This window comes from Spirosoma spitsbergense DSM 19989, assembly GCF_000374085.1.
Classification (GTDB): Bacteria; Bacteroidota; Bacteroidia; order Cytophagales; family Spirosomataceae; genus Spirosoma; species Spirosoma spitsbergense.
The window spans coordinates 1-23,618 of sequence record NZ_KB893562.1; the positions used below are offsets into that span (position 1 = coordinate 1).

The 23,618-nt window shown below is 50.8% G+C and carries 12 protein-coding genes and 1 pseudogene; 8 read left to right on the plus strand and 5 right to left on the minus strand.

The features are described 5' to 3' along the window. Positions 1-210 (minus strand): hypothetical protein (locus B157_RS35840; RefSeq protein WP_157618529.1); only part of this gene is annotated, 210 nt, incomplete at its 3' end. 448 nt (positions 211-658) lie between these two features. On the opposite strand from B157_RS35840, the pseudogene B157_RS35845 reads away from it, so the two are divergent. Continuing rightward, positions 659-895, plus strand: a pseudogene (locus B157_RS35845) (ribosome recycling factor); the annotation flags it as partial. Positions 896-966: 71 nt separating this feature from the next. Here the strand turns inward: B157_RS35845 and B157_RS0121235 are convergent. After that, a complete protein-coding gene (locus B157_RS0121235; protein WP_020605322.1) occupies positions 967-1,221 on the minus strand; it encodes a hypothetical protein in 255 nt (84 codons plus the stop codon). 265 nt (positions 1,222-1,486) lie between these two features. Here B157_RS0121235 and B157_RS0121240 point away from each other — a divergent pair, with 265 nt between their 5' ends. From B157_RS0121240 to B157_RS0121260, 5 genes are all read left to right on the plus strand, one after another. Next, positions 1,487-2,674, plus strand: a complete 1,188-nt coding sequence (locus tag B157_RS0121240; RefSeq protein ID WP_020605323.1) for a glycosyltransferase family 2 protein — start codon at positions 1,487-1,489, stop codon at positions 2,672-2,674. Positions 2,675-2,855: 181 nt separating this feature from the next. After that, positions 2,856-3,683, plus strand: a complete 828-nt coding sequence (locus tag B157_RS0121245; protein WP_020605324.1) for a TolC family protein — start codon at positions 2,856-2,858, stop codon at positions 3,681-3,683. Between the two features lie 11 nt (positions 3,684-3,694). After that, positions 3,695-5,893, plus strand: coding sequence for a GumC family protein (locus B157_RS0121250; RefSeq protein WP_020605325.1), 2,199 nt, complete (start codon positions 3,695-3,697; stop codon positions 5,891-5,893). Positions 5,894-6,010: 117 nt separating this feature from the next. After that, on the plus strand, positions 6,011-12,730 hold the full coding sequence (locus tag B157_RS0121255) for a type I polyketide synthase (protein ID WP_020605326.1): 6,720 nt from the start codon (positions 6,011-6,013) through the stop codon (positions 12,728-12,730). Positions 12,731-12,736: 6 nt separating this feature from the next. Beyond that, a complete protein-coding gene (locus B157_RS0121260; RefSeq protein WP_020605327.1) occupies positions 12,737-16,759 on the plus strand; it encodes a non-ribosomal peptide synthetase in 4,023 nt (1,340 codons plus the stop codon). A 35-nt stretch (positions 16,760-16,794) separates the two neighbouring features. On the opposite strand, the gene B157_RS0121265 is transcribed toward B157_RS0121260, so the two are convergent. The 3 genes from B157_RS0121265 to B157_RS0121275 form a co-directional block, all read right to left on the minus strand. Continuing rightward, a complete protein-coding gene (locus B157_RS0121265) occupies positions 16,795-18,234 on the minus strand; it encodes an MOP flippase family protein (protein ID WP_026308864.1) in 1,440 nt (479 codons plus the stop codon). Between the two features lie 53 nt (positions 18,235-18,287). Beyond that, on the minus strand, positions 18,288-20,639 hold the full coding sequence (locus tag B157_RS0121270; protein WP_020605329.1) for a T9SS type A sorting domain-containing protein: 2,352 nt from the start codon (positions 20,637-20,639) through the stop codon (positions 18,288-18,290). Between the two features lie 71 nt (positions 20,640-20,710). Then, positions 20,711-21,709 carry a T9SS C-terminal target domain-containing protein gene (locus tag B157_RS0121275; RefSeq protein ID WP_020605330.1) on the minus strand — a complete coding sequence of 333 codons (999 nt, stop codon included), beginning with the start codon at positions 21,707-21,709 and terminating at the stop codon, positions 20,711-20,713. Between the two features lie 117 nt (positions 21,710-21,826). Between B157_RS0121275 and B157_RS0121280 the strand changes: the two genes are divergently transcribed. Both B157_RS0121280 and B157_RS0121285 read left to right on the plus strand, forming a co-directional pair. Next, the gene (locus B157_RS0121280; protein ID WP_020605331.1) at positions 21,827-22,594 is read left to right on the plus strand and encodes a 4'-phosphopantetheinyl transferase family protein; all 768 of its coding nucleotides are present in this window, start codon (positions 21,827-21,829) and stop codon (positions 22,592-22,594) included. Between the two features lie 55 nt (positions 22,595-22,649). After that, a complete protein-coding gene (locus B157_RS0121285) occupies positions 22,650-23,603 on the plus strand; it encodes a hypothetical protein (RefSeq protein WP_020605332.1) in 954 nt (317 codons plus the stop codon). Positions 23,604-23,618: the final 15 nt, after the last annotated feature.

The window sequence follows — 23,618 nt, forward strand, 5'->3', positions numbered from 1 at the left end:
ACTGGCACCCTGACCGCCGTAGCCCAGGGGGGATGGCCCGCCGTACCAGGGTGGGTTCGTGTCATCATAACCAGGATTGCTTTTCCAGTCCGAAGCGGGATTACCCGCTGTGACCAGGTACTGCCATGTACTTCCCGACGTGAGAATGGTTGATGTTGACGTAGGAGAGTATGCGTGGGCGGGTAAGTTATGCAACGTGTATGATTCCACGGATGGTGGTCTCACGTCTTGTGCATCAGGGTGGGTACATCCTGGCAAAATTGCCCATAGAATAAGTAGTGAGTGTACCATAATAGTTTATTATTTTCATTAGATTATATGAAGTTAAAGTATTACTTTTTTGGTTTTTCATAACGAATATACTATTTATTACGGTAGCTTTCATGTAAAAATTGTCGCTATTTTTAAGTGAAAAATGGATCAAAGTTTATATCTGGGTTAGATAACTTGTTCATTCTGAATATTGCATTCTTTTTAAACTGTATGCCACTAGGAAGGCCCTGTGATTCAATCAGGTACATCCGGATAAAAAACTCCGTACGGTTGAGAACAGAGGCTGTATGGGGTTGAAACAGGGAGCCTGTTGCTTCAGTAAATTGTTGTCTATAAACTAACTGGTTAACCAGACATTACAACGTATTACGGACGGCTTTTTGAGGAAGAGCGCAGGCGCGACCTGGTCAAAAAGGTAAAGCAGGAGGTAGAAACCGCGAAAGTAAACGTGCGCAATATTCGGAAAGACACCAACGATGATATTCGTAAACTCACCAAAGACGGCGTGTCGGAAGATGCGGTGAAAGTAGGGGAGGAACGGGTTTAGAAACTGACTGATGCCTTTATTGTCTGGCTTGACGAAAGGGTTCTCGCTAAAGAGAGGGACAGGCTAGTCGGGTAATGCTCACACTGGCGTAGACGCTCGTTCCGACACAGGAACGCCCTCTTTTTTCTGACAAAGCCGTACATCGGTTATGTCGTTTGCCGAATGGCCGCTTTCAGGTAATCTCTGGCCGTACGACTGATTGTTTCTTCATCCACTTCCGCCACCGGCTCCCCCCGGTGTTCGTAAGGGTACACCTCGCCCGTGAGCGCGTCAAAAATGCCATGGGGCAACAGCTCGTATTCTTCATAACCCCAGAACAAAAAATCAACCGCGTCGGTAGGGTCATTGAACCCCACGGCGTAGCCAATTTCCTGCTGAGCGAAAACAACGATGTAGCGCATACCCCCATATACGTACAGAACGACAGTTGGGTTGCGCCGGGAAAGGACAGAATTATGGGTATCGGCAGAGTAACTGTGTGAAAAAATCCGTTGAAGGGTAGAAATGACCTATATTCATTGGAAATTTATCAGGCGGTAGGGGATTCAATCGTTTTGCCGGGAAACCGCGAAACTTACCCGGAAGCGCACTCGTTTTACTAACTGTTGTTTATAGGCGCTCATTTTTCCGGTTGAGTAAGAAAAATCCGGTTGGCAATTATACTATATGATGCTATTTATTTACGGTACCTTCTTAGCTGTCATTACCTTAAATGTTCTTTACTGGGCCGTGTTTTCGATAGCGGGCCGCTTGGGAAAAGCCGATGATACCGACCAGTCTCGTCCACCTCTTCGGGTGAGAAAAATAGGTGTTCTGATTCCTGCCTACAAAGAAGACGCGGTTATCGTTGATTCCGTAACCGAAAACCTGAAACAAACCTATCCGGCAGATCAGTTTGATCTGATCGTTATTGCCGACTCTTTTCAGCCGCAAACACTGCTTAAACTGGCTACCATGCCCGTAAAAGTGCTGGAGGTGTCATTTGAAACATCTACCGTTGCCAAAGCCATCAACGCAGCACTGTCCCGACTACCGCTTGAGCAGTACGAAATACTGGTTGTATCGGATGCAGATAACCATATGGCTCCCGATTTTCTGAGCCGGATAAACAGGGCATTCGATCAGGGGTGGCGGGCCGTTCAGGGCCACCGGGTAGCCAAGAACATCAATACCAGCGTTGCCATTCTGGATGCCATCAGCGAAGAGATCAACAACCACATCTTCAGGAAGGCGACCCGGGTACTGGGTCTGTCGTCGGCTACCATTGGGTCGGGCATGGCGTTTGAACCTGCGTTGATGAAAGCCGCCATGTCCACGCAGCATACAATGGGAGGCTATGATAAAGAACTGGAAACCAATGTAGTTCTGAGTGGACATACCATTGCCTACCTGGAGAACGCTTTTATTTATGATGAGAAAGTAGCGCAGCGTGCCGTATTTGAAAACCAGCGTACCCGCTGGATAGCAGCCCAGTGGCAATTTCTGAAATTCTACTTCTGGCGGGGCATCCGCGAACTACTGTCCGGGCAGTTTGCCAGTGGCTTTAAAGTACTTCAGGCCGTCGTTCTGCCAAAAATTCTCCTGCTGGGCTTATTAGTTTTGGGGTTAATTATTGGGTTGTTTACCCCCAGCCCGATACTGTGGCAAATTCCACTGCTACTCCTGCTGGTGTTAATAGCTAGTCTGGTTATTTCGGTACCGAAGTATCTGTGGAAACGGGTGAGTATTCGGGAATTATTGCTCATTCCCGTATTGCTGATGAGTTTTGTGCGGGCTGTACTAAATATGCGCAAAGCCTTCAAACGGTTCATGCATACACCGCATACTGGTCCGGCCGATACACCGCTGCCGTAGGTGGCAGGATTTTTGCCCCGACCATATTGTGTGACAAAACAGAACCGGGATAGTCAAAAGTTTGGGTTAGCCTAGTAAAACGCTGGATGAAACCGTTAACTAGCCTGATGCGGAGAATCGGGCGATTGATACACGATACATTTTGATCAGGAGCAGAACGGTTTCCGCAAATTTCTATAGAATGAGCATTCGTTTATTTAGTACCAGTACATCGTTTATTTACCGGATAAGTTTCTTCTTTCTGTTTACGATTGGTTCGATTACCCTTTGCGCTGGTCAAAATCGGGGTGCCAGGGGGTTGGTCTCTTTCGGTGCATCATCTGGCCTGGCCGGCGATACGCTGTACCTGGATATCAATCAGGATATTGCCGTTCAACTGCTCCCGTTCGAGGATTTGATGAAGGTTGCCGTAACGCACTCTCCCGCAATCAGGTATCAGGGCGAGGTGGCCAATTCGCTGAATGAGTCGCAGGAAATCGCTAAGGTCCAGATATTGCAGAACGTGTCTGGCTTTGGTAACTACTCAACGGGTACGCAGGGGCTTATTACCAACGTTGTGTCGGGGCCTCAGGCGCAAAACGGGAACCTGAACCAGATTGCCAACGGCTACCGGGTTGGTTTGGATGTCCGCCTTCCGTTGTATGAACTGTTTGGCCGGAAACACCAGATCAGGCAGGCAAATTTCAATTACAAGGCGGCTTTAGCGCAAAAAGAAACGGTTGAACTACAGTTGAAGCGGGAACTGATCAACGTCTATCAGGATATGATTACTACCCAGCAACTTCTTAAAATAATACTAATTGACGAACAGGCATCGCTGGCATCGCTTCGGGTTGCTGAAACGGAAATTCAGAAAGGGCAGATTACGGCCGAAGCAATGGCCATCGTAACCAGCCGGTTTGTGCAGGCCAAGACAGCATCAGAACAGGCAAAAGGTAACTTTTTGAAAAATGTTCGCTACTTTGAAGCATTGATGGGAATGCCCATTCAACGGTTGAAACGTAATTAAGAGGAGACGGTATGAAAATCGAAGTTTTTTTGCGCCTGCTAAAACAGCATCTGCTCTGGTTTATTCTTATTCCCGCTATCGCAGCCGCTACGGCCTTTTACGTTACCCGAAATGAACAGAAGGTCTATAAATCGCAGGCAACGCTGTATACCGGTCTTGTTTCGCGCTACTCCCTGTTGTCGGACCGGCAAAATAGCTTCACCGACCGCTCGGCCAGTGCGTTCGATAATATCCTGACAACCCTTAATTCGCGGGAGACACTCCTCCAGATCGGTATCAATCTACTAACCGATCACCTTCGTCTCCGGCAGCCCGATACGCTTGTGTTGGGCCGGGCTGGTTTTCAGAAACTCCACGAAGCCATTACTCCCGGTTGGGAAAACCTGTATTACGTTGCGGCTGATTCGGCCCTGTTGCACCGAACAGTGGACAGCCTGGCTAAAACACCGACCGACAATCCCATAAAAACGTTGTTGCTGAAATCGGACTCCTACTATTCTATTCAGCAACTGGGCAATAACATAAAAGCGATGGCCCGAAAAAACACCAACGACGTATTGTTGATGGAGTATGAGTCAGATGATCCGGCGGTTTCGCAACGAACGCTGCATTACGCCATCGAAAACCTGAACAAACGGTACTCAACCCTCAAAACATCCGAGACGAACTCTGTTATCGGGTATTATGAAGCAAAACTGGAAAAAGCAAAAACAAAACTAGCACAGGCAGAAGCTAATCTGCGCGCTTTCAGCGAGCGTCATCAGGTACTGGATTACGACGAGGAAGCCCGTAATGTAGCCTCTTCCCGCGAAGCCCTGAACGGAGAATATAATCAGGAACTGATGCGCAAAAATGCCGCCAGAGCTTCGTTGGAAGCGTTGAACAAACGTATGGGGCAGCAGGGCAACATCCGGGCGGCCAATAACGATCTGACCGAAAAACAGAAGAAACTGGCCGATGCCGAAAGCAAACTAGCCAATGCCCGCGCTTATGGACAGCCCAAAGCAGTAATCAATCAACTACAGGCCGCCGTAACGCAGGCTGGCGAAGAACTTAAGGTTAGTGCCGAAAAATACGATGCCGCAGCCAATTCGGCTGATGCCATTCCTACCCAGACAATGGCCAATGACCGCTTAACGAAATCACTGGAATACGAAGAGTCAGCCGCTAAGCTGGAACTGTACCAGAAGCGGATGAATGAGTTCGCAGCCAAAACAAACGAGTATGGGCCGTTAGGGTCACAGCTTCGTCAGCTAAACCGAAACCTTTCCATTGCCGAAAAAGAGTACCTGGATCTGATTCAGAATGTAGACCAATCCCAAACCCGTCGACAGGATGTTGCCATTGGCGGAACGCTGGAGGTGTTGGATGCGCCGGATTTCCCTTTAGAACCTCAGCCTACCAAACGGTTGCAGTTAGTACTTATTGGTCTGGGAGTAGGGATCTTCATTGCCATGTTGCTCACGGCGCTGCGGTTCTGGCTGGATAAACGAATCCAATCGCCCGAACAGGCGGAGTCAATGATTGGTATGCCCGTAGTAGCTCTGTTTCCAACCGTCAAGAAACCGACGGTTTTTACAAAAGCCAGCCTGGCAGCCCGGAGTATGTTTGAGCAACTCTTCAACGCCATTAATATTGAAGTTACCCAAAATTCAACCAAACCTTACCCCCCGGTTATCACCCTGTTTAGTATTCGTTCCCGGCAGGGGAAATCATGGGTGGCCAAAGGGTTGATTCAGTTGTATGAAAACGCTGACCAGCAGGTAGCTTACTGCTATCCCAAAGAAACGGGTAATGAGCAGCGGGAATACATGAAGGGTGTAACCTACTTTCCGTACACGGTTCGGCCCGATTTCATGAACGTGACGGGTATCGAGTATCTCATTGATTACAACCAGGGGCTGGATACCACTCAGTATGATCGGGTGATTCTTGAGTTGCCTGCACTGATCAATAATCAGATTCCTGTTTATCTGCTCAAAAACAGTGCGTTATCCCTGTTGGTGGTCGATGCAAACAGCCCCTGGGCGAGGGCTGAAAAGCAACTCCTGAGCATGTATGAACGGGTAACGAACCAACCCATATTGACGGTATTGAACCGCGTTGAAGGAAACTATGTCGATGTGCCGGGGCGGGGAGATACCATGCGATTTCCGACCGACCCGGCGCGGTCGCCCAGCCGGAGCATAAAGTATTCCAGTGGCCGCTAAACCAACAGGACTGGTTTCCTGGCTCATTTAAAGAAAAGCGATATGGATTGGACCTGACTTCAATCAGGAAATTTGACTGTGAACCGGATAATTATTGGTACTTGACCGAGCAATGGTATGGATGGCTGTAAAGACGTATATAGCAGGCTGAATGTTACCCTCCAGCAGCTTGTTGAGCAGGTCGTATCTGGGAATAAGGACCGGGTTGCTGTGCGGTTTGCTAATCAGGAACTGACGTACCAGCAACTCAATGATCGGGCAGATATGCTCGCCCAGGCAATCCTGTTTACCAACCCGGATGCTGAGTGGATTGGGGTGAGTACCACCCGTAATCTGGCGATGATTGTTGGCGTACTGGCTATTTTGAAAGCCGGTAAAGCCTACCTGCCGCTCGATCCTGCGTATCCTGACCTGCGTTTACAGCAGATCATTGCCGATTCGGACCTTAAAACCTGCCTGGCTGCTGAAGCCGATGAACCACTGCTTAATCGGTTGGGGCTTCGGGTCATCGGGTCGGATCAGACACCGGTTTATTCACCTCCCCAATCGGTTGCCCATCAAACCAGTACGGCTTACGTGTTATATACGTCCGGTTCGACCGGGAAGCCGAAGGGCGTCTGCATGGGGCATAGCCCCCTTATCAATCTACTGCAATGGCAGGAAAAGCACTCAAAAGCAGGTATTGCCACCCGAACGCTTCAACTGGCTCCGTTGAGTTTCGATGTTTCGTTCCAGGAGATTTTTACTACTCTGACAACGGGCGGAACGCTGGTGCTGGTAGACGAAACTTTGCGGCTGGACCTAAATGCGCTGTTGCAGTTTATTGACGAACAGGCGATTAATCGGTTATTTCTGCCGTTTGTAGCCCTACAGTACCTGGCAGAAATGGCGGTGAATACCCAATGTTTTCCGGCTGGTTTGCACGAGGTGATGACCGCTGGCGAACAGTTGAAAATTACACCTCAGATTGCCGCGTTCTTTTCGGCTCTGCCCCAGTGCCTGCTGTTCAATCAATATGGCCCTACGGAATGCCACGTTATTACCCAGCTAATCCTGTCCGGTAATCCGGCATCCTGGCCACCTTTACCCACCATCGGTTATCCGATTGACAACGTTAGTTTACTGGTGGTGGATGAAAATCTGAGTCCCTTGCCCGACGGGCAGACGGGTGAACTCTGCTTTGGCGGGGCTTGCCTGGCCGAAGGGTATCTCAACAATCCTGTACTGACAAATGAGAAATTTATTGAGCTACCGTCGGCCACCGGTAGTCCAGTACGGGTATATCGAACCGGTGATCTGGGCCGGGTGCTGCCCGATGGTAGCATCGAGTTTTCAGGCCGTCGCGACGATCAGGTGAAAATTCGGGGGCATCGGGTGGAACTGGGTGAGGTAGAAGTGGTCATTAGCCAGCTACCGGCCGTCAGTCAGGCGGTGGTGGTGGCTCACAGCGGAACCGATGGTCAGAAACAACTGGTAGCGTACATCGTGCCGGTAGAAGGGACCCCGCCACAAGCTGACTTTCGTACTCAGCTCGACCAGAAATTACCCGATTATATGATGCCGTCGATTTTCGTCTGGCTGGACGAACTTCCCAAAACCAGCAGCGGGAAAGTTGACAAGAAACGGCTGCCCGAACCGGATCGGAAACGGCCGGAGTTAATAGTTGCCTATCGTAAACCCCGAACAGAAATTGAACAGGCCCTGGCCCGGATATGGTGCAGTATGCTTCAGATTGATAGGGTGGGGCTGGATGATAATTTTTTTGAACTAGGGGGTAATTCACTACTAGCGCAGAAAACGGCAGCGGCCCTGAAGAAACACCAGCATATCCTTCCCGTCATTAAATTATACCAATACCCGACCATTGCAACCCTGGCTGATTATATACAGCCCCCCAAAGGGTCAGGACAAGGCCATTCAGCCCAGATAGCGACACGAAATCAACCCGAAAACGAAGGACACGCTTCCCCGAACGCAGACGTGGCCGTAATTGGTATGGCGGGGCGTTTTCCGGGTGCCAGTAGCATAGACGCGTTGTGGGATTTGCTGAAAGAAGGCAGAGAAACAACCCGCTTTTTTTCGGATAGCGACTTAGATGCTTCTATACCGGCCAGTCTTAAAAATGATCCGCTCTACGTGAAAGCGCGGGGTGTAATCGACCAGGTCGACCAGTTTGATGCGCACTTTTTCGGGCTATCACCCAAAGTAGCTCAGCTCATGGACCCACAGCAGCGCGTCTTTCTGGAAATTGCCTGGGAAGCCCTAGAGCAAACGGGGTATCTTCCGCAGCAGTATGCCGGTCGGGTGGGGGTATTTGCCGGGTGCGGCAATAATACGTATTACCAGCATAACATACCGGGGCACAAAGACCTGATCGACCAGGTTGGTGCTTTCCAGGTAATGACCCTGAACGAAAAGGATTACATCGCTTCCCGAACGGCGTACCAGTTGAATCTGAAAGGTCCGGCCGTGAGTGTATATTCGGCTTGTTCCACCTCGCTACTGGCTATTGCTCAGGCAGTGCAGAGTATTCGGAGTGGTCAGTGTGAGGTTGCGCTAGCGGGAGGAGCCAGCATAACAACGCCCGTAAATAGTGGTCATCTGTATCAGGAAGGGGCCATGCTGAGTCAGGACGGACATTGCCGGTCGTTCGATGCCGATGCCCGGGGTACCGTTTTTAGTGATGGCGCCGGCGTTGTTCTGCTGAAAAGCCGGGTAGCTGCCGAGCGGGATGGCGATACGATTTACGCCGTTATCAAAGGGGTTGGGGTCAATAATGATGGAGGTGGTAAAGGGAGTTTTACGGCTCCCAGTGCGGAAGGGCAGGCGGGGGCCATTGCGATGGCGATAGCCGACGCGCAGGTCGACCCCGCGACGATCAGCTACGTAGAAGCGCACGGCACTGCCACGCCCCTGGGTGATCCGATTGAAATTGACGGACTGATTCAGGCCTTTGGTGAACAACCCGAAAAACAATACTGTGCCATTGGCTCCATCAAGAGTAATATGGGGCACCTGACGCAGGCGGCTGGTGTGGCTGGACTGATCAAGGCTACTCTGGCACTGTATCACCGGCAGATTCCTCCGTCAATCAATTTTTCGACCCCAAACCCGGCTATTGACTTTACCAATAGTCCGTTTTTTGTCAACACCCGGTTGACCGACTGGCAAACCGAACAGCCACGCCGGGCAGGGGTGAGTTCATTCGGCGTGGGCGGGACTAATGTGCACGTAGTACTGGAGGAGTTTATCAACCCGGAATATATTGCCAGCGCCGGGAGGCCGGTCCAGCTGGTTACGTGGTCGGCAAAATCAGCCGATAGTCTGGATGCTTACGCGCAGCATCTGGCTGGTTATGCCGGAGAGATGCCTGAATCGAATCTGGCTGATAGTGCCTTTACCATACAAACGACCCGCGCCCCGTTTATGCACCGTCAGTTTGTGGTAGCATCCACGCTAACGGAACTACAGGATAAACTATCGACCGAAAAAGGAACCTCACCGGCCCTGAAAACCGGGAGCCGACCCGATGAGGTAGCCTTCCTGTTTCCGGGCCAGGGCGCGCAGTACCTGAACATGGGGCGTGGGCTGTATGCGCATGAAGCGGTATTCCGGCAGGCTGTTGATGCCTGCGCCGAGCAGTTGCTCCCCTACATGGATATTGATATCCGTCGGGTCATGTACCCGGAAACGGTGGATTCGGAAGCAGAACAGCGACTGAAAAATACGCGCTATACGCAGCCTGCGCTGTTCGTGACGGAATATGCACTGGCTCAGTTGTGGATGAGTTGGGGCATCCAGCCAACCCTATTCTGCGGACACAGCATTGGTGAGTTTGTGGCGGCCCACCTGGCAGGTGTTTTCTCCCTGTTAGATGCGCTGACCCTGATAGCCGCTCGCGGGAGGCTGGTGAGTGAACAACCACGGGGTAGCATGCTGTCGGTCAGGATGGCGGCTGAACGGGTTGCTACACTGATGACTCCCGGACTTTCGATGGCGGCCATCAATAGCCATACATTGTGCGTAGTAGCAGGACCTGACGAGCACATTGCCGATTTTGCGCGCCTGCTGGACGAACAGGGAATTCCTAATCAACCGCTCTCGACTAGTCATGCCTTTCACTCGGCCATGATGGACCCTATCGTGTCCGGGTTTGCGGAGGTAGTAGCAGGAATTAAACTAAATCGCCCCCAAAAGCCGGTTGTCTCGACCGTAAGTGGTACCTGGATGACCGATGCCCAGGCTACCGACCCGCATTACTGGGCGAAGCATCTACGCGATACGGTACGCTTTTTGGACGCACTGGATACTATTTTTTCCCTGGGGCATCCACTCCTGCTGGAAGTAGGGCCGGGGCGCGTTATGGCCACACTGGCCCGGCAACAGGCGGGCAAGAAACCGATAACGGTACTGGCCGGTATGCCTGATCTGCCCGATTGGAAAGCAGACTGTCAGTCAGTACTAAACACACTTGGATTATTGTACCAGAACGGAATAGACCCGGACTGGGCTGGATTTTACGCGGGTCAGCAACGCAAAAAGGTGCAGGTGCCTACCTATGCCTTCAGCAAAAAAAGATGCTGGCTTGACCCGGTTAGGATTGACTCGGTTAGTCAAGACCAGGGGACATCCAGTCCTTCGTTACCAGACCGGGAAGTTAATTTTAATCCGGTGGTAACGGCACATTCATTAAATTCAGCACTCGGACTGATGCCACAGGAAGTCATAGTGCCTGATCAGAACACACCAACACCCATGCGAAAAGATAAATTGATCCATACGGTAAGTCAATTGCTGGAAGAGGCTTCCGGGATTGAGATGGATGGCGTAGCACCTAATACCAGTTTTCTTGAAATCGGGCTGGATTCGCTCCTGTTAACACAAGTAGCCCTGACACTCAAAAAAGAATTTGGGGTACCCATTACATTTCGGCAACTAACAAGTGACTATACCTCGCCTGAGCAGTTGGCCGGCTACCTCGATCAGATACTCCCGGCCGAGCTTCAGCAACCCGTGCAGACTCCCGTACATGTCCAGTATGTCGCACCTGTTACGCAACCAGCCACAATGACTATCAATCCGACACTGGACCTGATAGCTCAGCAAATGCAGTTACTGGCTAAGCAGATTGAACTGCTACAGGCGGGTAATGTACCGGCCCCGTTACCGACCCCTCCGGTCACAGTACCCGTTACTCCGGTAAATGGCGTACTGAAAAGCCGTTCAAATGGCCATACCGTGTCGGATACGGCAGACCTGACGCCGGAAGAGACGGTTGAACTTAAAAAACCGTTCGGGGCAACGGCTCGCATTGATCGGCAGGCTTCGACATTGAGCGATACCCAACAGGAATTTATCCGGCAACTAACCGAACGGTATAACCGGAAAACCGCGAAGAGCAAAGCCTACGCGCAACAACACCGTGCCCAGATGGCTGACCCGCGTGTGGTTTCGGGCTTTAGGCCCTACACGAAAGAACTGGTTTATCCGCTGGTTGTGAACCGGTCGGCTGGGAGTCATCTTTGGGACATTGACGGTAACGAGTACATCGATGCCCTGAATGGCTTCGGTTCAAACATGTTTGGCTACCAGCCCGACTGGTTGAAAGAAACCCTACACGCCCAGATTGAACTGGGTTTTGAGGTGGGGCCACAGCACGAACTGGCGGGCGAAGTGAGTCAGCTCATTTGCGAACTGACCGGCGCCGACCGGGCTGCCCTGTGCAATACGGGTTCCGAAGCGGTGCTGGGTGCCATGCGGATAGCCCGAACCGTAACGGGGCGGTCGTTGATCGTGGCGTTCTCCGGCTCATACCACGGCATCGTGGATGAAGTGGTGGTTAGAGGTACTAAAAAACTGAAGTCATTTCCGGCGGCCCCCGGTATTATGCCCGAATCGGTGCAGAATATGCTGATTCTGGACTACGGTACCGACGAAAGCCTCCAGATTATTCGTGAACGGGCGCATGAACTGGCCGCCGTGCTGGTGGAACCGGTGCAAAGTCGCCGACCCGAATTTGTGCCCGTCGACTTTTTGAAACAGGTACGTACGGTAACCGAAGCATCGGGCACTGTGCTGATTTTCGACGAGGTAATTACCGGTTTTCGATCCCATCCGGGTGGAACACAGGCCCTGTTTGGCATTAAAGCCGACCTGGGCACTTACGGAAAAGTAGTGGGAGCGGGCCTGCCCATTGGGGTTATTGCGGGTAAACGGGCTTTTATGGATGCGCTCGATGGAGGCTTCTGGCAGTATGGCGATGCCTCCGTGCCCGAAGTGGGGGTTACCTATTTTGCGGGTACGTTCGTCCGGCATCCGCTGGTACTGGCAGCTGCCAGCGCTGCGCTGACGTATATGAAGGAGAGCGGACCGCAACTGCAGGAAGACCTTACCCGGAAAACTACCCGGCTTGCCAATGAACTTAATGCGGTGCTTTCGCAGTGGAAACTGCCGCTGGTGGCTGTTCATTTTGGCTCACTCTGGAAAATAAAATTTACTGAGGAAGTCGTTTACGGAGAGCTGTTATTTACCTTAATGCGGGACAAAGGCATCCATATCTGGGATGGTTTTCCCTGCTTTTTGACCGAAGCCCATACCCACGATGAAATAGATATGATAATTTTTCAGTTTACGGAAAGTATTCAGGAACTGATAAAAACTGGTTTTTTTGGAACGGAAATGTCAAGGGACGCTAAATTCCCCGAAAATGGTGCGGATTTTTCGAGGTATGTACCCGCCCCTGACGCTAAATTAGGGCGTGATGTGGATGGGAACCCGGCTTGGTTTATTCCTAATCCTGCCCTGCCTGGTAAATACCTACAGGTTAAATTAAATTGAGTACGGATGACGGAAAGCCCTACAAACGAACAGTTTATTGCGATTGACTTCGATCCGTTTGCCGGTCCTGACATCCTTAGTCTGGCACCCGCTACAGAGTCGCAAACGGAAATCTGGACCTCCTGCCAGCTTGGTACTGATGATGCTAACCGCGCTTACAACGAGTCCTGTTCGCTTCGGCTTACCGGACTCCTCCAGCGGGAGGCCTTTGAGAAAGCGTTTGAAGAACTGGTACGCAGGCACGAAGGATTACGCACGGCCTTTAGTGCAGATGGGCGCCAAATGGTGGTTTTTCAGGACGTGTCCGTTCCGGTTGATTGGATAGACTGTTCTGGTCGGCCTGGTCCTGAGCAGGAGGAATGTGTTCAGGAATACGCCCGGCAGGATGCGCATCATTTGTTCGACCTGACATACGGGCCGTTGATTAAGGCAAGCCTGATCCGATTGTCGGACACGGTACATCATTTCACTCTAACGGCACATCATATCGTTTGCGACGGTTGGTCGGTTGGGATTATCCTGCATGACCTGAGCGTTCTTTATTCAGCTTATGCCCGGAATCGTACGCCCACCATGGTGGCAGCTCCCTCGCTACTGGAGTATGCGCTTGAGGAACAGGCGTATATGGCCAGTGCCGAGTACCGAGAAATTGAGCAGTTCTGGCTTAGACAATACCAGGATTCAGTGCCGTTGCTGGATTTGCCAACCGACTTTACCCGACCACGTATTCGTTCGTATGCTGGTAACCGGCTGGATTTTCTGTTAGCAGATTCCCTGGTGCAGGGTATTAAAGGTGTGGGTATCAAGGCAGGATGTAGTTTTGTTACTACACTGATGGCCGCCTTTGAAGTACTGCTGCATCGGCTGACTGATCAGACAGACATTGTGCTGGGGCTACCCGCGGCCGGGCAGTCGGCAACGGGCATGGCGGGCCTGGTAGGGCATTGTGTTAATTTGCTGCCTTTACGGAGTCAGCCCACAGGGGATAAGACTTTTCTGGCATTTCTGGGTGAGCGAAAACTAGGGATGTTAGACGCGCTGGAGCACCAGCGGTTAACATTTGGCCGGTTGCTGAAAAAATTACCCATCAAGCGGGACATAGCGAGGCTTCCCTTAGTACCCGTAGTATTTAACGTTGACATTGGTCTGGATAACGGCGTTACGTTTTATGGACTTGACTATCAGCTTATCAGCAATCCAAGAGCCTTTGAAACCTTCGAATTATCGCTGAATGCCAGTGGGTCGGAGCAGAAGCTGGTGCTGGAGTGGTCGTACAATACCCAGTTATTCAAGGCTGAAACGATACGCACGATCCACGAGCAGTTTGAACAGATACTAACGCATATTATCGACTCTCCGACTGTTCGTCTGGGCGACATTCCGATGAGGAGTAGCCAAACGACACACCAACTGGATACACCCTGGAATAATACCCGGGTTGATTTTCCGGCGGAGAAGTCCCTGCATGTCCTTTTCAGCGAAACCGCGCGTAAATTTCCCAACAACACAGCTGTCCGGTTTGGGAGTGGCACCCTGACGTATCAGGCGCTGAATGAAAAAGCCAGTCAGTTTGCTTACCTGTTGATAGAGCAGGGTGTAAAGCCCGGTCAGCGCATTGGTATGGCTGTCGAACGGTCGCTTGAGTTGCTGGTAACCATGCTGGCCATTCTTAAAACCGGTGCCGCCTACGTACCCCTCGATCCACTACACCCGACCGACCGTATCGAGTTTATCTTGGACGATTCGGACTGCCAGATTCTGGTCGTGTCGCGCTCGCAGCAGGGCCGGTTCAAATCACCCCAGCGCGAAGTTGTTATCGAAACCGTCTGGCCCACGCTGACAGACTACCCAACTGCCGATCCGCCTGTACCCTCTTCCGGTAATGATCTGATGTATGTACTGTACACATCGGGAACCACCGGTCGGCCCAAGGGGGTACAAACCATGCATAAGGGCGTGGTTAACGTGCTGCTGAGCGTACAGAAAAAACCGGGTCTGCTTCCGGCCGACAAAACAATGGCGCTGGCTACGGTTACGTTTGATCTGGCCACGGTAGAAATTTATACGCCTTTGCTAACGGGTGCCGAATTGATTCTGGTCGATAATGCGACGAGCCGGAATGGCGAGCAACTGGCCGATTTGATCGTTTCTCAGGGGGTCACCTTTCTTCAGGCTACCCCGGCAACGCTGCGTATGCTGTGGGAAGCGGGCTGGCGGGGTAGCAAAGAGCTGGTTGTTATCTCCTGCGCCGAAGCCCTGCCCATGGATCTGGCCCGGAAGCTGATGGAATCGTGCCAATCCCTGTGGAATTTTTACGGGCCTACCGAAACTACCATCTACGCCACGGGGATTCAGATTTTTCCCACCGATGAGTCTATTACCATTGGTCGGCCAATTGATAATACCCAGGTGTATATACTGGATGAGCAGTTACGGGCGCTGCCACCCGGTAAGGCGGGCGAGATTGGTATTGCGGGTGTGGGTCTGGCCAAAGGGTACCTGAACCAGGCTCAGCTAACAGCCGAAAAATTCATTGATTTCCCCCTTGCTGATGGCGAATCGGTCCGGCTTTACCGGACCGGAGACCTGGGGCGGTTTGATGCCAGCGGGGCCATTCATTATTTAGGCCGCATTGACCAGCAGGTAAAAATCCGGGGCCACCGGATTGAAGTGGCCGAAATTGAACACCATCTGCTGAAGCAGGCGGGCGTGAAAAATGCGGTTGTTATCGCCCGGGAAGACACACCGGGCGACCAGCGGCTGGTGGCTTACATCGTTCCCAGTCAGTATATTAGTGATCAGGAAACTCAGATTGGGTTGTGGCGACAGGGCATTCGGCAGATGCTGCCCGATTATATGCTGCCCAATAATTTTGTCTTGCTGGAAGCACTGCCCGTTACACCGAACGGAAAAATCGATAAAAAAGCACTACCCCGGCCTGGCACCCGCGTTCAGACCCAGCAGCAGGCGGCTCATCCCCAAACAAAAGCAGAACTCTTACTGGCATCCATCTGGATTGATGTATTCGATCTCGATACCATTGACATCGATGAAAACTTTTTTGACATCGGCGGGCATTCGCTGAATGCTGTCCAGGTAATGACCCGGCTTGAAAAAGTAACGGGGCGCCGATTGCCGCTCTCCACACTTTTCGAGTTTCCTACTATTCGGAAACTGGCCGAGTTGGTAGAGGAAAGCCAAAAACCAGCCACCAGCAAATCACTCGTACCCATCAAGCCGGAAGGCGGTAAAGTGCCCGTTTATATTATCCATGGAATTGGTCTTAACCTGCTGAATTTTAGTGGACTGGTAGCGCATACGGATCCGGATCAACCCATTTACGGGTTGCAGGCAAAGGGGCTGGACGGTACAGAAGAGCCCCTGGACAAGATGGAAGACATTGCTGCCCACTACATTGCCGAGGTACTCGAACATAATCCAACGGGACCTTATGCTATTGCCGGTTACTCATTTGGGGGCTATGTAGCCTACGAAATGGCCCAACAGCTAACGGCCATGGGGAAAGAGATAAAAATGCTGGCTATGTTTGATACGGATGCCCGTGCCCTGATCAATCACCACACCGTAATGGGTAGGGTTATCTGGAAGATAGGCCGACAATTGCCCAAACTGGTCTGGATTGGGCAATCGCTGATCAAGCGTCCTATGGTCACCATTGCCTACCAGTGGGAGGTTTTGTGTACGCGCATGAATGCGTTGCTGCGCATAGTGGGGGTAGACCGGAAAGCCGAAACGAACGATGAGCCAGCCCATCTGGTCTATCTGATGGAAAAACACGAAACCGCGTTTCAAAATTATGTGCTCCGTCCCTATACTGGTACCATTGATTTGTTCAGAGCTACTTCCCGTTTGTATTTCATCGACGATTTTCACTACCTGGGCTGGAAAGACTATGCAGCCGGGGGCGTTCGGGTCCACGACGTTGCCGGCGACCATGCTACCATGCTACTGCCTCCCAATGACGTTGTCTTTGCCCGCGTCCTGCAACGGGCCCTGGATAACGCTTAAGGCGAAACAGCATCCATACCTGCTTACCGGCAGGACTACAGTACTCCCTGTCGGTAAGCATTTATTTCGGCGTAGGAGAGCTTGTACGTTAAGGTGAGCAGGAGATAGGCAGCCCCACCAATACCGATTTCTGCCAGCACATTCAATAGACCGGATTCACCTACAAACAGCTTATACAAACTGATGAGGCCAACCATAATCAGACAAAAGATAATTGGTTTGGCGATGTTTCGGGAGAAGTCCCCCACAAAGTCGCCAATCAGGTAATGCACCATACCAAAGTTGACGACCATGTTCAGGAACGTAGTCAGCAGGAAGGCCGTCGCGATGCCCGTAATACCCCAGTACGTCCCGAGTACGTACACGAGGGGTACTTTCACGATTAATGTGCCCAGATTCAGGTAAAACAGCAGGTTTGGTTTTCCCTTGGTGAACGCTATCGTATAGAGAGGGTGGCTCAAACAGATGAAGATACCAACGAACACGAAAATCCGGATCAGCTCCGTTGTCTGTTCCCAGCCGGGACCGTAAATAAGGGGCACAACGCCACCTGCTGTAATGAATAGCCCCGCCAGCAGGGGTAGATTACAATAGCTGATGAAGTCCAGAATCTTCAGGTAAGATTTCTTCAGGTCAGCCGTATTTTCCTTCATTCTGGCTAAAATCGGGTAAGCAACCTGCAAAATTATTGGGTTCAGCTTCATGATAGGGAACACGCAGAGTTGGTAGGCAATGGTGTAGTAGCCCAGCATTTTTACCCCCAGCATGCCCCCCAGAAAAATATTGTCGGTGTTGGACTGGATGTAGCCCAAAAAACCATCGCCCATATTATAAATACCGAAGCGAAGGTGTTCTTTAATGTTATTGATGTTGAAAAACAGCCGGGGCACAAAGAAGCGAAACCCAAAGGTTATCTGTAATGCCGATTTCACCGTTTGCATCACCAGCGCACCAATAATAAGCGATAACTCATGATAGTCATTAAACGCCAGTGTTACGGTCACGATGGAGCCCATCACGGTTCCGGTTATATCAATGATGGCTACCGACTTGAACCTGAGTTCTTTCTCCAGCAGAAACATGTATATCTGACCGAAGTAGGCAATCAGAAAATAATAAGACGATAGATCGAGTACCTGTGCCAGTTTCGGTTCGTGGTAGAACGAAATGATGTAGGGTGCTGTCAGGTGGATGAGAATAAAAATAAGTACCCCAACAGCCAGGTTTAAGTAATACAGTGTCGATAATACATTCCGATCACTTTCCTGTTTGTAAATAATTGAGTTGGAGAACCCCAGGTTTGCGAACACCTGAAAAAAGGCAATGATAAGACTACTAACACTGACGAGGCCAAAATCGGCGGGGTTTAGTAAACGGGCCAGTACCGCTACCTGCACAAACTGAAATAAGGTCGAGATGACGGTGGAAACGGTGATCCATTTCCCCCCGTTCATCGCTTGTTTTGTATTACTCATGTAGATGCTCTACGGGGTTAGCTTCCTGGACGAATGGACTTCCGTTCCCTGCTTCACCGGGGTTTAGCGATTTTTTTTACAACTCGTGCCTGACCCTGGCGTACATCCAGCAGGTAAGTACCGGCAGGGAGTAAACTTACGTCTATTTGCGTGCGTAACACCCGTCCTGTCTTTGAAAAACTTACCTGCTGGTACTGCCGTCCGGCACTACTGACAATACGGGCCAATACCGGATTCAAACTGCCATTTTCAACAACTAGTTCTATATACTCGGCCACTGGATTCGGATACACCTGCAGCGTGCTTAAGTCGTCGGCTAATTCGCTGCCGGACCTTGTCAAAGGCATAACGAACACCGGTTTTTCACTCACGTTTACGGTAACCGTACCTGTTTGACTCACTTTTACCGTACGCGTCATTTCATTCTGCCCGGCGGTTGGTACGCAAACCATCAGGCTATCGCCCGGATTGACGGCTAAACTATACGTGTCCGTGCGGCCCCGTTCATCTGGTATAATTAACACATAAGCCGACCGGCCATCCAGTTCGTACCGGTCAACAAGTAGATCATTGGGGCCGTTAGTGGGTTTGATGGTTTCCTTGTACCGATAATCACCCAGCAGATTCTTGGCCTGATATAAATAGTCGGCGGCTGGTTTACGCGTTTTGGTCGCATCGTCGTTCAATAAACCCATCGAACTGAACTGAGTAGGGTCCGCAACATTACCATCGTATGCCTGAAAGAAAAATACCCGGTCGATACCAACCCGGCTATAGAGCAACGATGTTCGCAGAATCCAGTCGGCCTGGGTTTCCAGGACAGATTTGTTGCCAATGGGTATGGCACGGAATGGACTGCCCTGATTGATGTCGTATCCTGCTTCGGTAATCCAGACGGGCATTCCCTGAGCGTATTGCCGGGACAGTTTCACGAAGGCAGCGGCCTGTTCGCCAACCCCGGCCAGTTCAGGCGCGGCTCCCCGACTGGCTCCGCCATTTTGCGATGACTGGACATCATTGGCGTACAGATGCTGGTTGATAACATCCCAGCAGAGATTGATGGACCCATCGGGGCGGTAACCCCTGAACTCTTTACACCAGTCGATCATAGCCCGCACGTAGTCGGTGGTAGACGCCGAAATGCCACCAATGATAACCTGAACGAATGGGTCGGCATTTTTTACGCCTACACCGGTACCCAGGGTATTTTTGTGCCCATCGTAAAAAGCCGACAGGTTCGCTGCGTATTCGCGGGGCGACTGGTAGCCGTTCCGCCCTTTCCAGGTCTTGTCCGGCTCGTTGTTACATTCGATGTAGCGAATCAGACCCAGGCCAATCTTAACGGTGTTTACACCCGCCCAGGTTTTTTCTGAACTGACACTTAACAAAGCTGGGTTAACGCGTTTATTGTAGCCGTAGCGGGCAATGTACTGGAAACCTATCCGGGCGTGTTCGAGGTAGGAGCCGGGAGCGGAGCGATCGGCTCCGTACTTTGCCGGCACATTGCTATAATCGCGCCCTCCTTCCGGATAGGTTTCTTCCATCCATTTGGGCAGTGTTTGAAAGCACGCCAGTACATCGATGTTTTCCGCTTTGAGTCGTTCGTACATAGCGTCGTAATCCCAACTGCCACTGAAGGTAGGATTGAATGTATAGCTGCCCTGCCGCGCTTCCAGCTTATCCCAGTCCATATAATGACGAAAAGACGAAAAGCTTTTTATCGCTTCAATCCGTTTCTCATCAACGGGGCGCAAAGCGGTAGGCGCATCGGAATCTTCAATATTCCACTCGAAGCCATTAATTCCTGCCTTATTCCGAAAAGGAGACGGTTGTAGCGGAGCCAGATCTGGTTCCTTCCCCGACTGATAGGTTCCGTACAATTTCATTTCGGTTGGATAAAAACCATAGCTGTTCAACACCAGATACCGGGCATTGCCGATGGGCTTTTTCAGGGTAAATAGGGTGGGTTGCTCTGGGTCAGGGCCAACCCATGTCTGGTATTTATTCCCGATAAACCGGGCAATAGGTATGCGTTCCCACTGCTCCGTTACGATCGATAGGGTCATGGGTTGTTCCGTGTTTTCACCAGATCCATCGTAGAAAAGAACCTGCTCAAGGCTAAACTGCTCACCCTCCAGCAGTGGGTAGTACGCATCGAAGCTGGGTAAAAGTTTGCCATATCCGGTATTGACGTCGTTCGTTGTATCGCCATCAAACAGTGCATCGAGACCTTTGGTGGTGTTAACGACCTGATACCAGCGTTTGGGGTCGATGGGTATTTTGACCACACTGCCGGGTCGTAAAAATGCTATTGTGTTGAATACGGGTTTACGGTATACATCGGTTTGGGCAAAAAGCAGCAGCACAAATGAGGTTGTCAGTATCGTAAGCAGCGTGTTTTTCATAGAATTGGTACATGAGACGATAGTCCGCAGAATTTAATGACTTACGAAGTCGCTAACAGGCTTCCGACGGATTAACGCATTAACAATACATAGCCGGTACGTACGTACGTAGTTTTACCAAGGGTACTGTAGCCAACTACCCAGGTATACGTGTCTGACTGGCAGGGCAGGCCAGCGTAGGTACCATCCCATCGCTGGGTTCTGTCCGTGGTGGCATAAATCGGGCTTCCCCAGCGGTCATATATGTTTAGACTAAAAGAAGTCACGCCCGTTACACGCAGGAATATCGCCAGTGTATCATTGATGCCATCGCTGTTTGGCGTAAAAATGTCAGGAACATATACGGCTTCGGGTATGCCGATACATTCGCTGCACTGCTTCACCTGAAAATCATCGATGGCCATGTCATTGCCACAACCGAAATCGCCCTGGTAATCGACCAGTTTTATGACTACATCGTCCAGGCCCGCAGGCATAGTAAATACGGCTCTGTACTGTTTCCAGGTGGGTACGTCTGTTTGCTCGATAAGGCCAAGTGCTGTCGACTGAATCACTACCCCGGTTTTGGCTACTACATCGATGGCGAGGTCGGGTATTAGCGGATTGGAGCAGGTACCCGTTCTGAGCAGATTAATAATCCAGAATGAAACTTCGTAGGTGGTACCGCTGCACAGGCCCGCCACCGGCTGCTGGTAAAACGGCCCGGCTTTATTACCGCCGTTCACGAGCATCATACTCCCGCCCGTCTCGTTGGGCGTATGGTCACTGCCAATGGAATGCCAGGTGGCGTTAAAACAGGAGCCATCCAGCGTAGCGGCAATGGTATACTGCCCGTCGCCGGGGCAATTGATGGCTTCGTACGGGTAGGGGGTCAGATCAGCCGATAAGGCTTTGCTGGAATTGCCGAAGGTTTGATTGACAACCAGCGGGCCTGATGGGTCAGTACAAACCTGCGCTATGACGGGCTGAGAAAAGACACACAAAAAACAGGCAACCAGCTTGATCGCTACCGGTAACGTAGTAGATTGCAGAAAATAATTTCTGATGAACGTACGAATCTCAGAAGCCATATACTTTTATACTAGAACAACAGAAACGCACTCAGATTGCCATTTTTCTGCTGGATTTCGTGTCTGGAAACATAGTCGGGTGCTTTGTCAATTCAGTACCCCATAATTTATCGACTCATGACAGCGCAAAAAGTAACCGACGCCTTCGTTTCCTGTGCAGCCTTACCAACTACTCAATGGCTGGCGGAATCGGCCTGTCCATACACCGACCCAATGGCTGTATTCAGGTTTTGGATAGCAGACAAGATACCACCCGATTATGAGAAAACCACCTTGCAGCCTGATGAGATCAGCCGTGCCAGGCGGTTTCACCGGCCCGAGGATCGAAGCCGATTTGTTTACGCCAGACATATGTTAAGAACGTTGGCCGGACGCTATACCCATCAACAGCCTAACGAAATCTGTTTTACGGTCAGTACAAATCGAAAACCCGAAATCAGGGATACGAATCATTGGTACATCAACGTGTCGCACGCTGGCCAATGGGTTCTGATCGCTATTGGAATAACCAGCGTTGGTGTTGACGTGGAAGAAAATAAACCTGACTTTACTTTTCAGGATGTATTGACGCATAGCTTTACGGCATTTGAGCAGCAGTATATAGAAGCGAATGATTCCCGTTTGTTGTTTTATCGGTCATGGACCCGGAAAGAAGCGCTGGTTAAGGCAACTGGTAAGGGACTGGATGATGATTTTCGATGGGTGCCCTGTCTGGATGGCAGGCACCGAATCGGGCGTGATCTGATTGGGGCAACCGGCCAGTGGAGCGTCAACAGTTTTACGGTTTCGGACGGGTATTCGGCCGCTGTAGCGTATAGGGAATGGGAAGGAACACCTAAATTCTACACGCTCAATGGTGGCCTGTTCGACCAGCGGGAGTCATAAACTAAGGTGTGCCGTTTGTTGGCAGTTTACTTTTTATTAACACGAATCCTCACGTATGCAGCAATTAATGCTGAAACTTCTTTACGTCGTTGCGTCGATCAGATACCCAGGAATCCGGCGCGATCTGCGGTACTTTATTCGGGATAATTATTTTGCCCGGCTCAATCAGACCCGCTTCGTGGCAAGCGACTATATTGCCAGAAGGCCATACAAAGTAATTGATTACCACGGCGAGTTCGATCAGGAGCTTCGGTATGTATTACCGTTTGCCTACTGGCACCAGTTGAACGGGACACTAAAAAAAACCATTTCCTGCACCAACACAAAGGAGTTCTACTTTTTTAGCGAGCATCACACCGAGCAGTACGAAAAACGAGTATGGCAGGCCGGTTATGGGTATTACGATGTGCCTAACATGACGCACAGCCCAACGTTCGATTATTCGAAATGGGCGCGGGTACCCTTCAAAAGCCATTACAAGAATGAGCGATTTGTATTTGATAAACCACTGCTGGTAATTGCCAATAAATACAATATCGAGTGGGACAAACCCCCGGTTAATTTTCTGGATATACCCGCCCTGGATCGTATTATTGCTGCCTGTAAATCAACGTACCAGATTATCTATAACCGCCCTCTGTCCACTCAGATTGTACTGGACAATAGCGAGATAATGGAATTGAACGAGCATGCCTGGCTGCGGGAAAAACACCCGGAGGTGATCCTGATGCATGATCTGCACGAACAATACCGGACTGAGGTGTCCAGCTTCAATCACCTTCAATTGCTGGTATACGCCAACGCCGACCGGTTTATATCCATGCACGGCGGTACGGCTGCCCTTGCCAGTTATTTTGGGGGGATAAATATTATTCTTTCGCATCCTGGTGGGGGTATGGAGCACCATTTCAATGAATATGCCACCATTTTTCCCGCTCTTTCCGGTGCGCAAATTCTGCACGCCAAAAACACCGAACAGGTATTCGACTATGTGAGCCAGTATTATTGATAAGGTGAATACTGA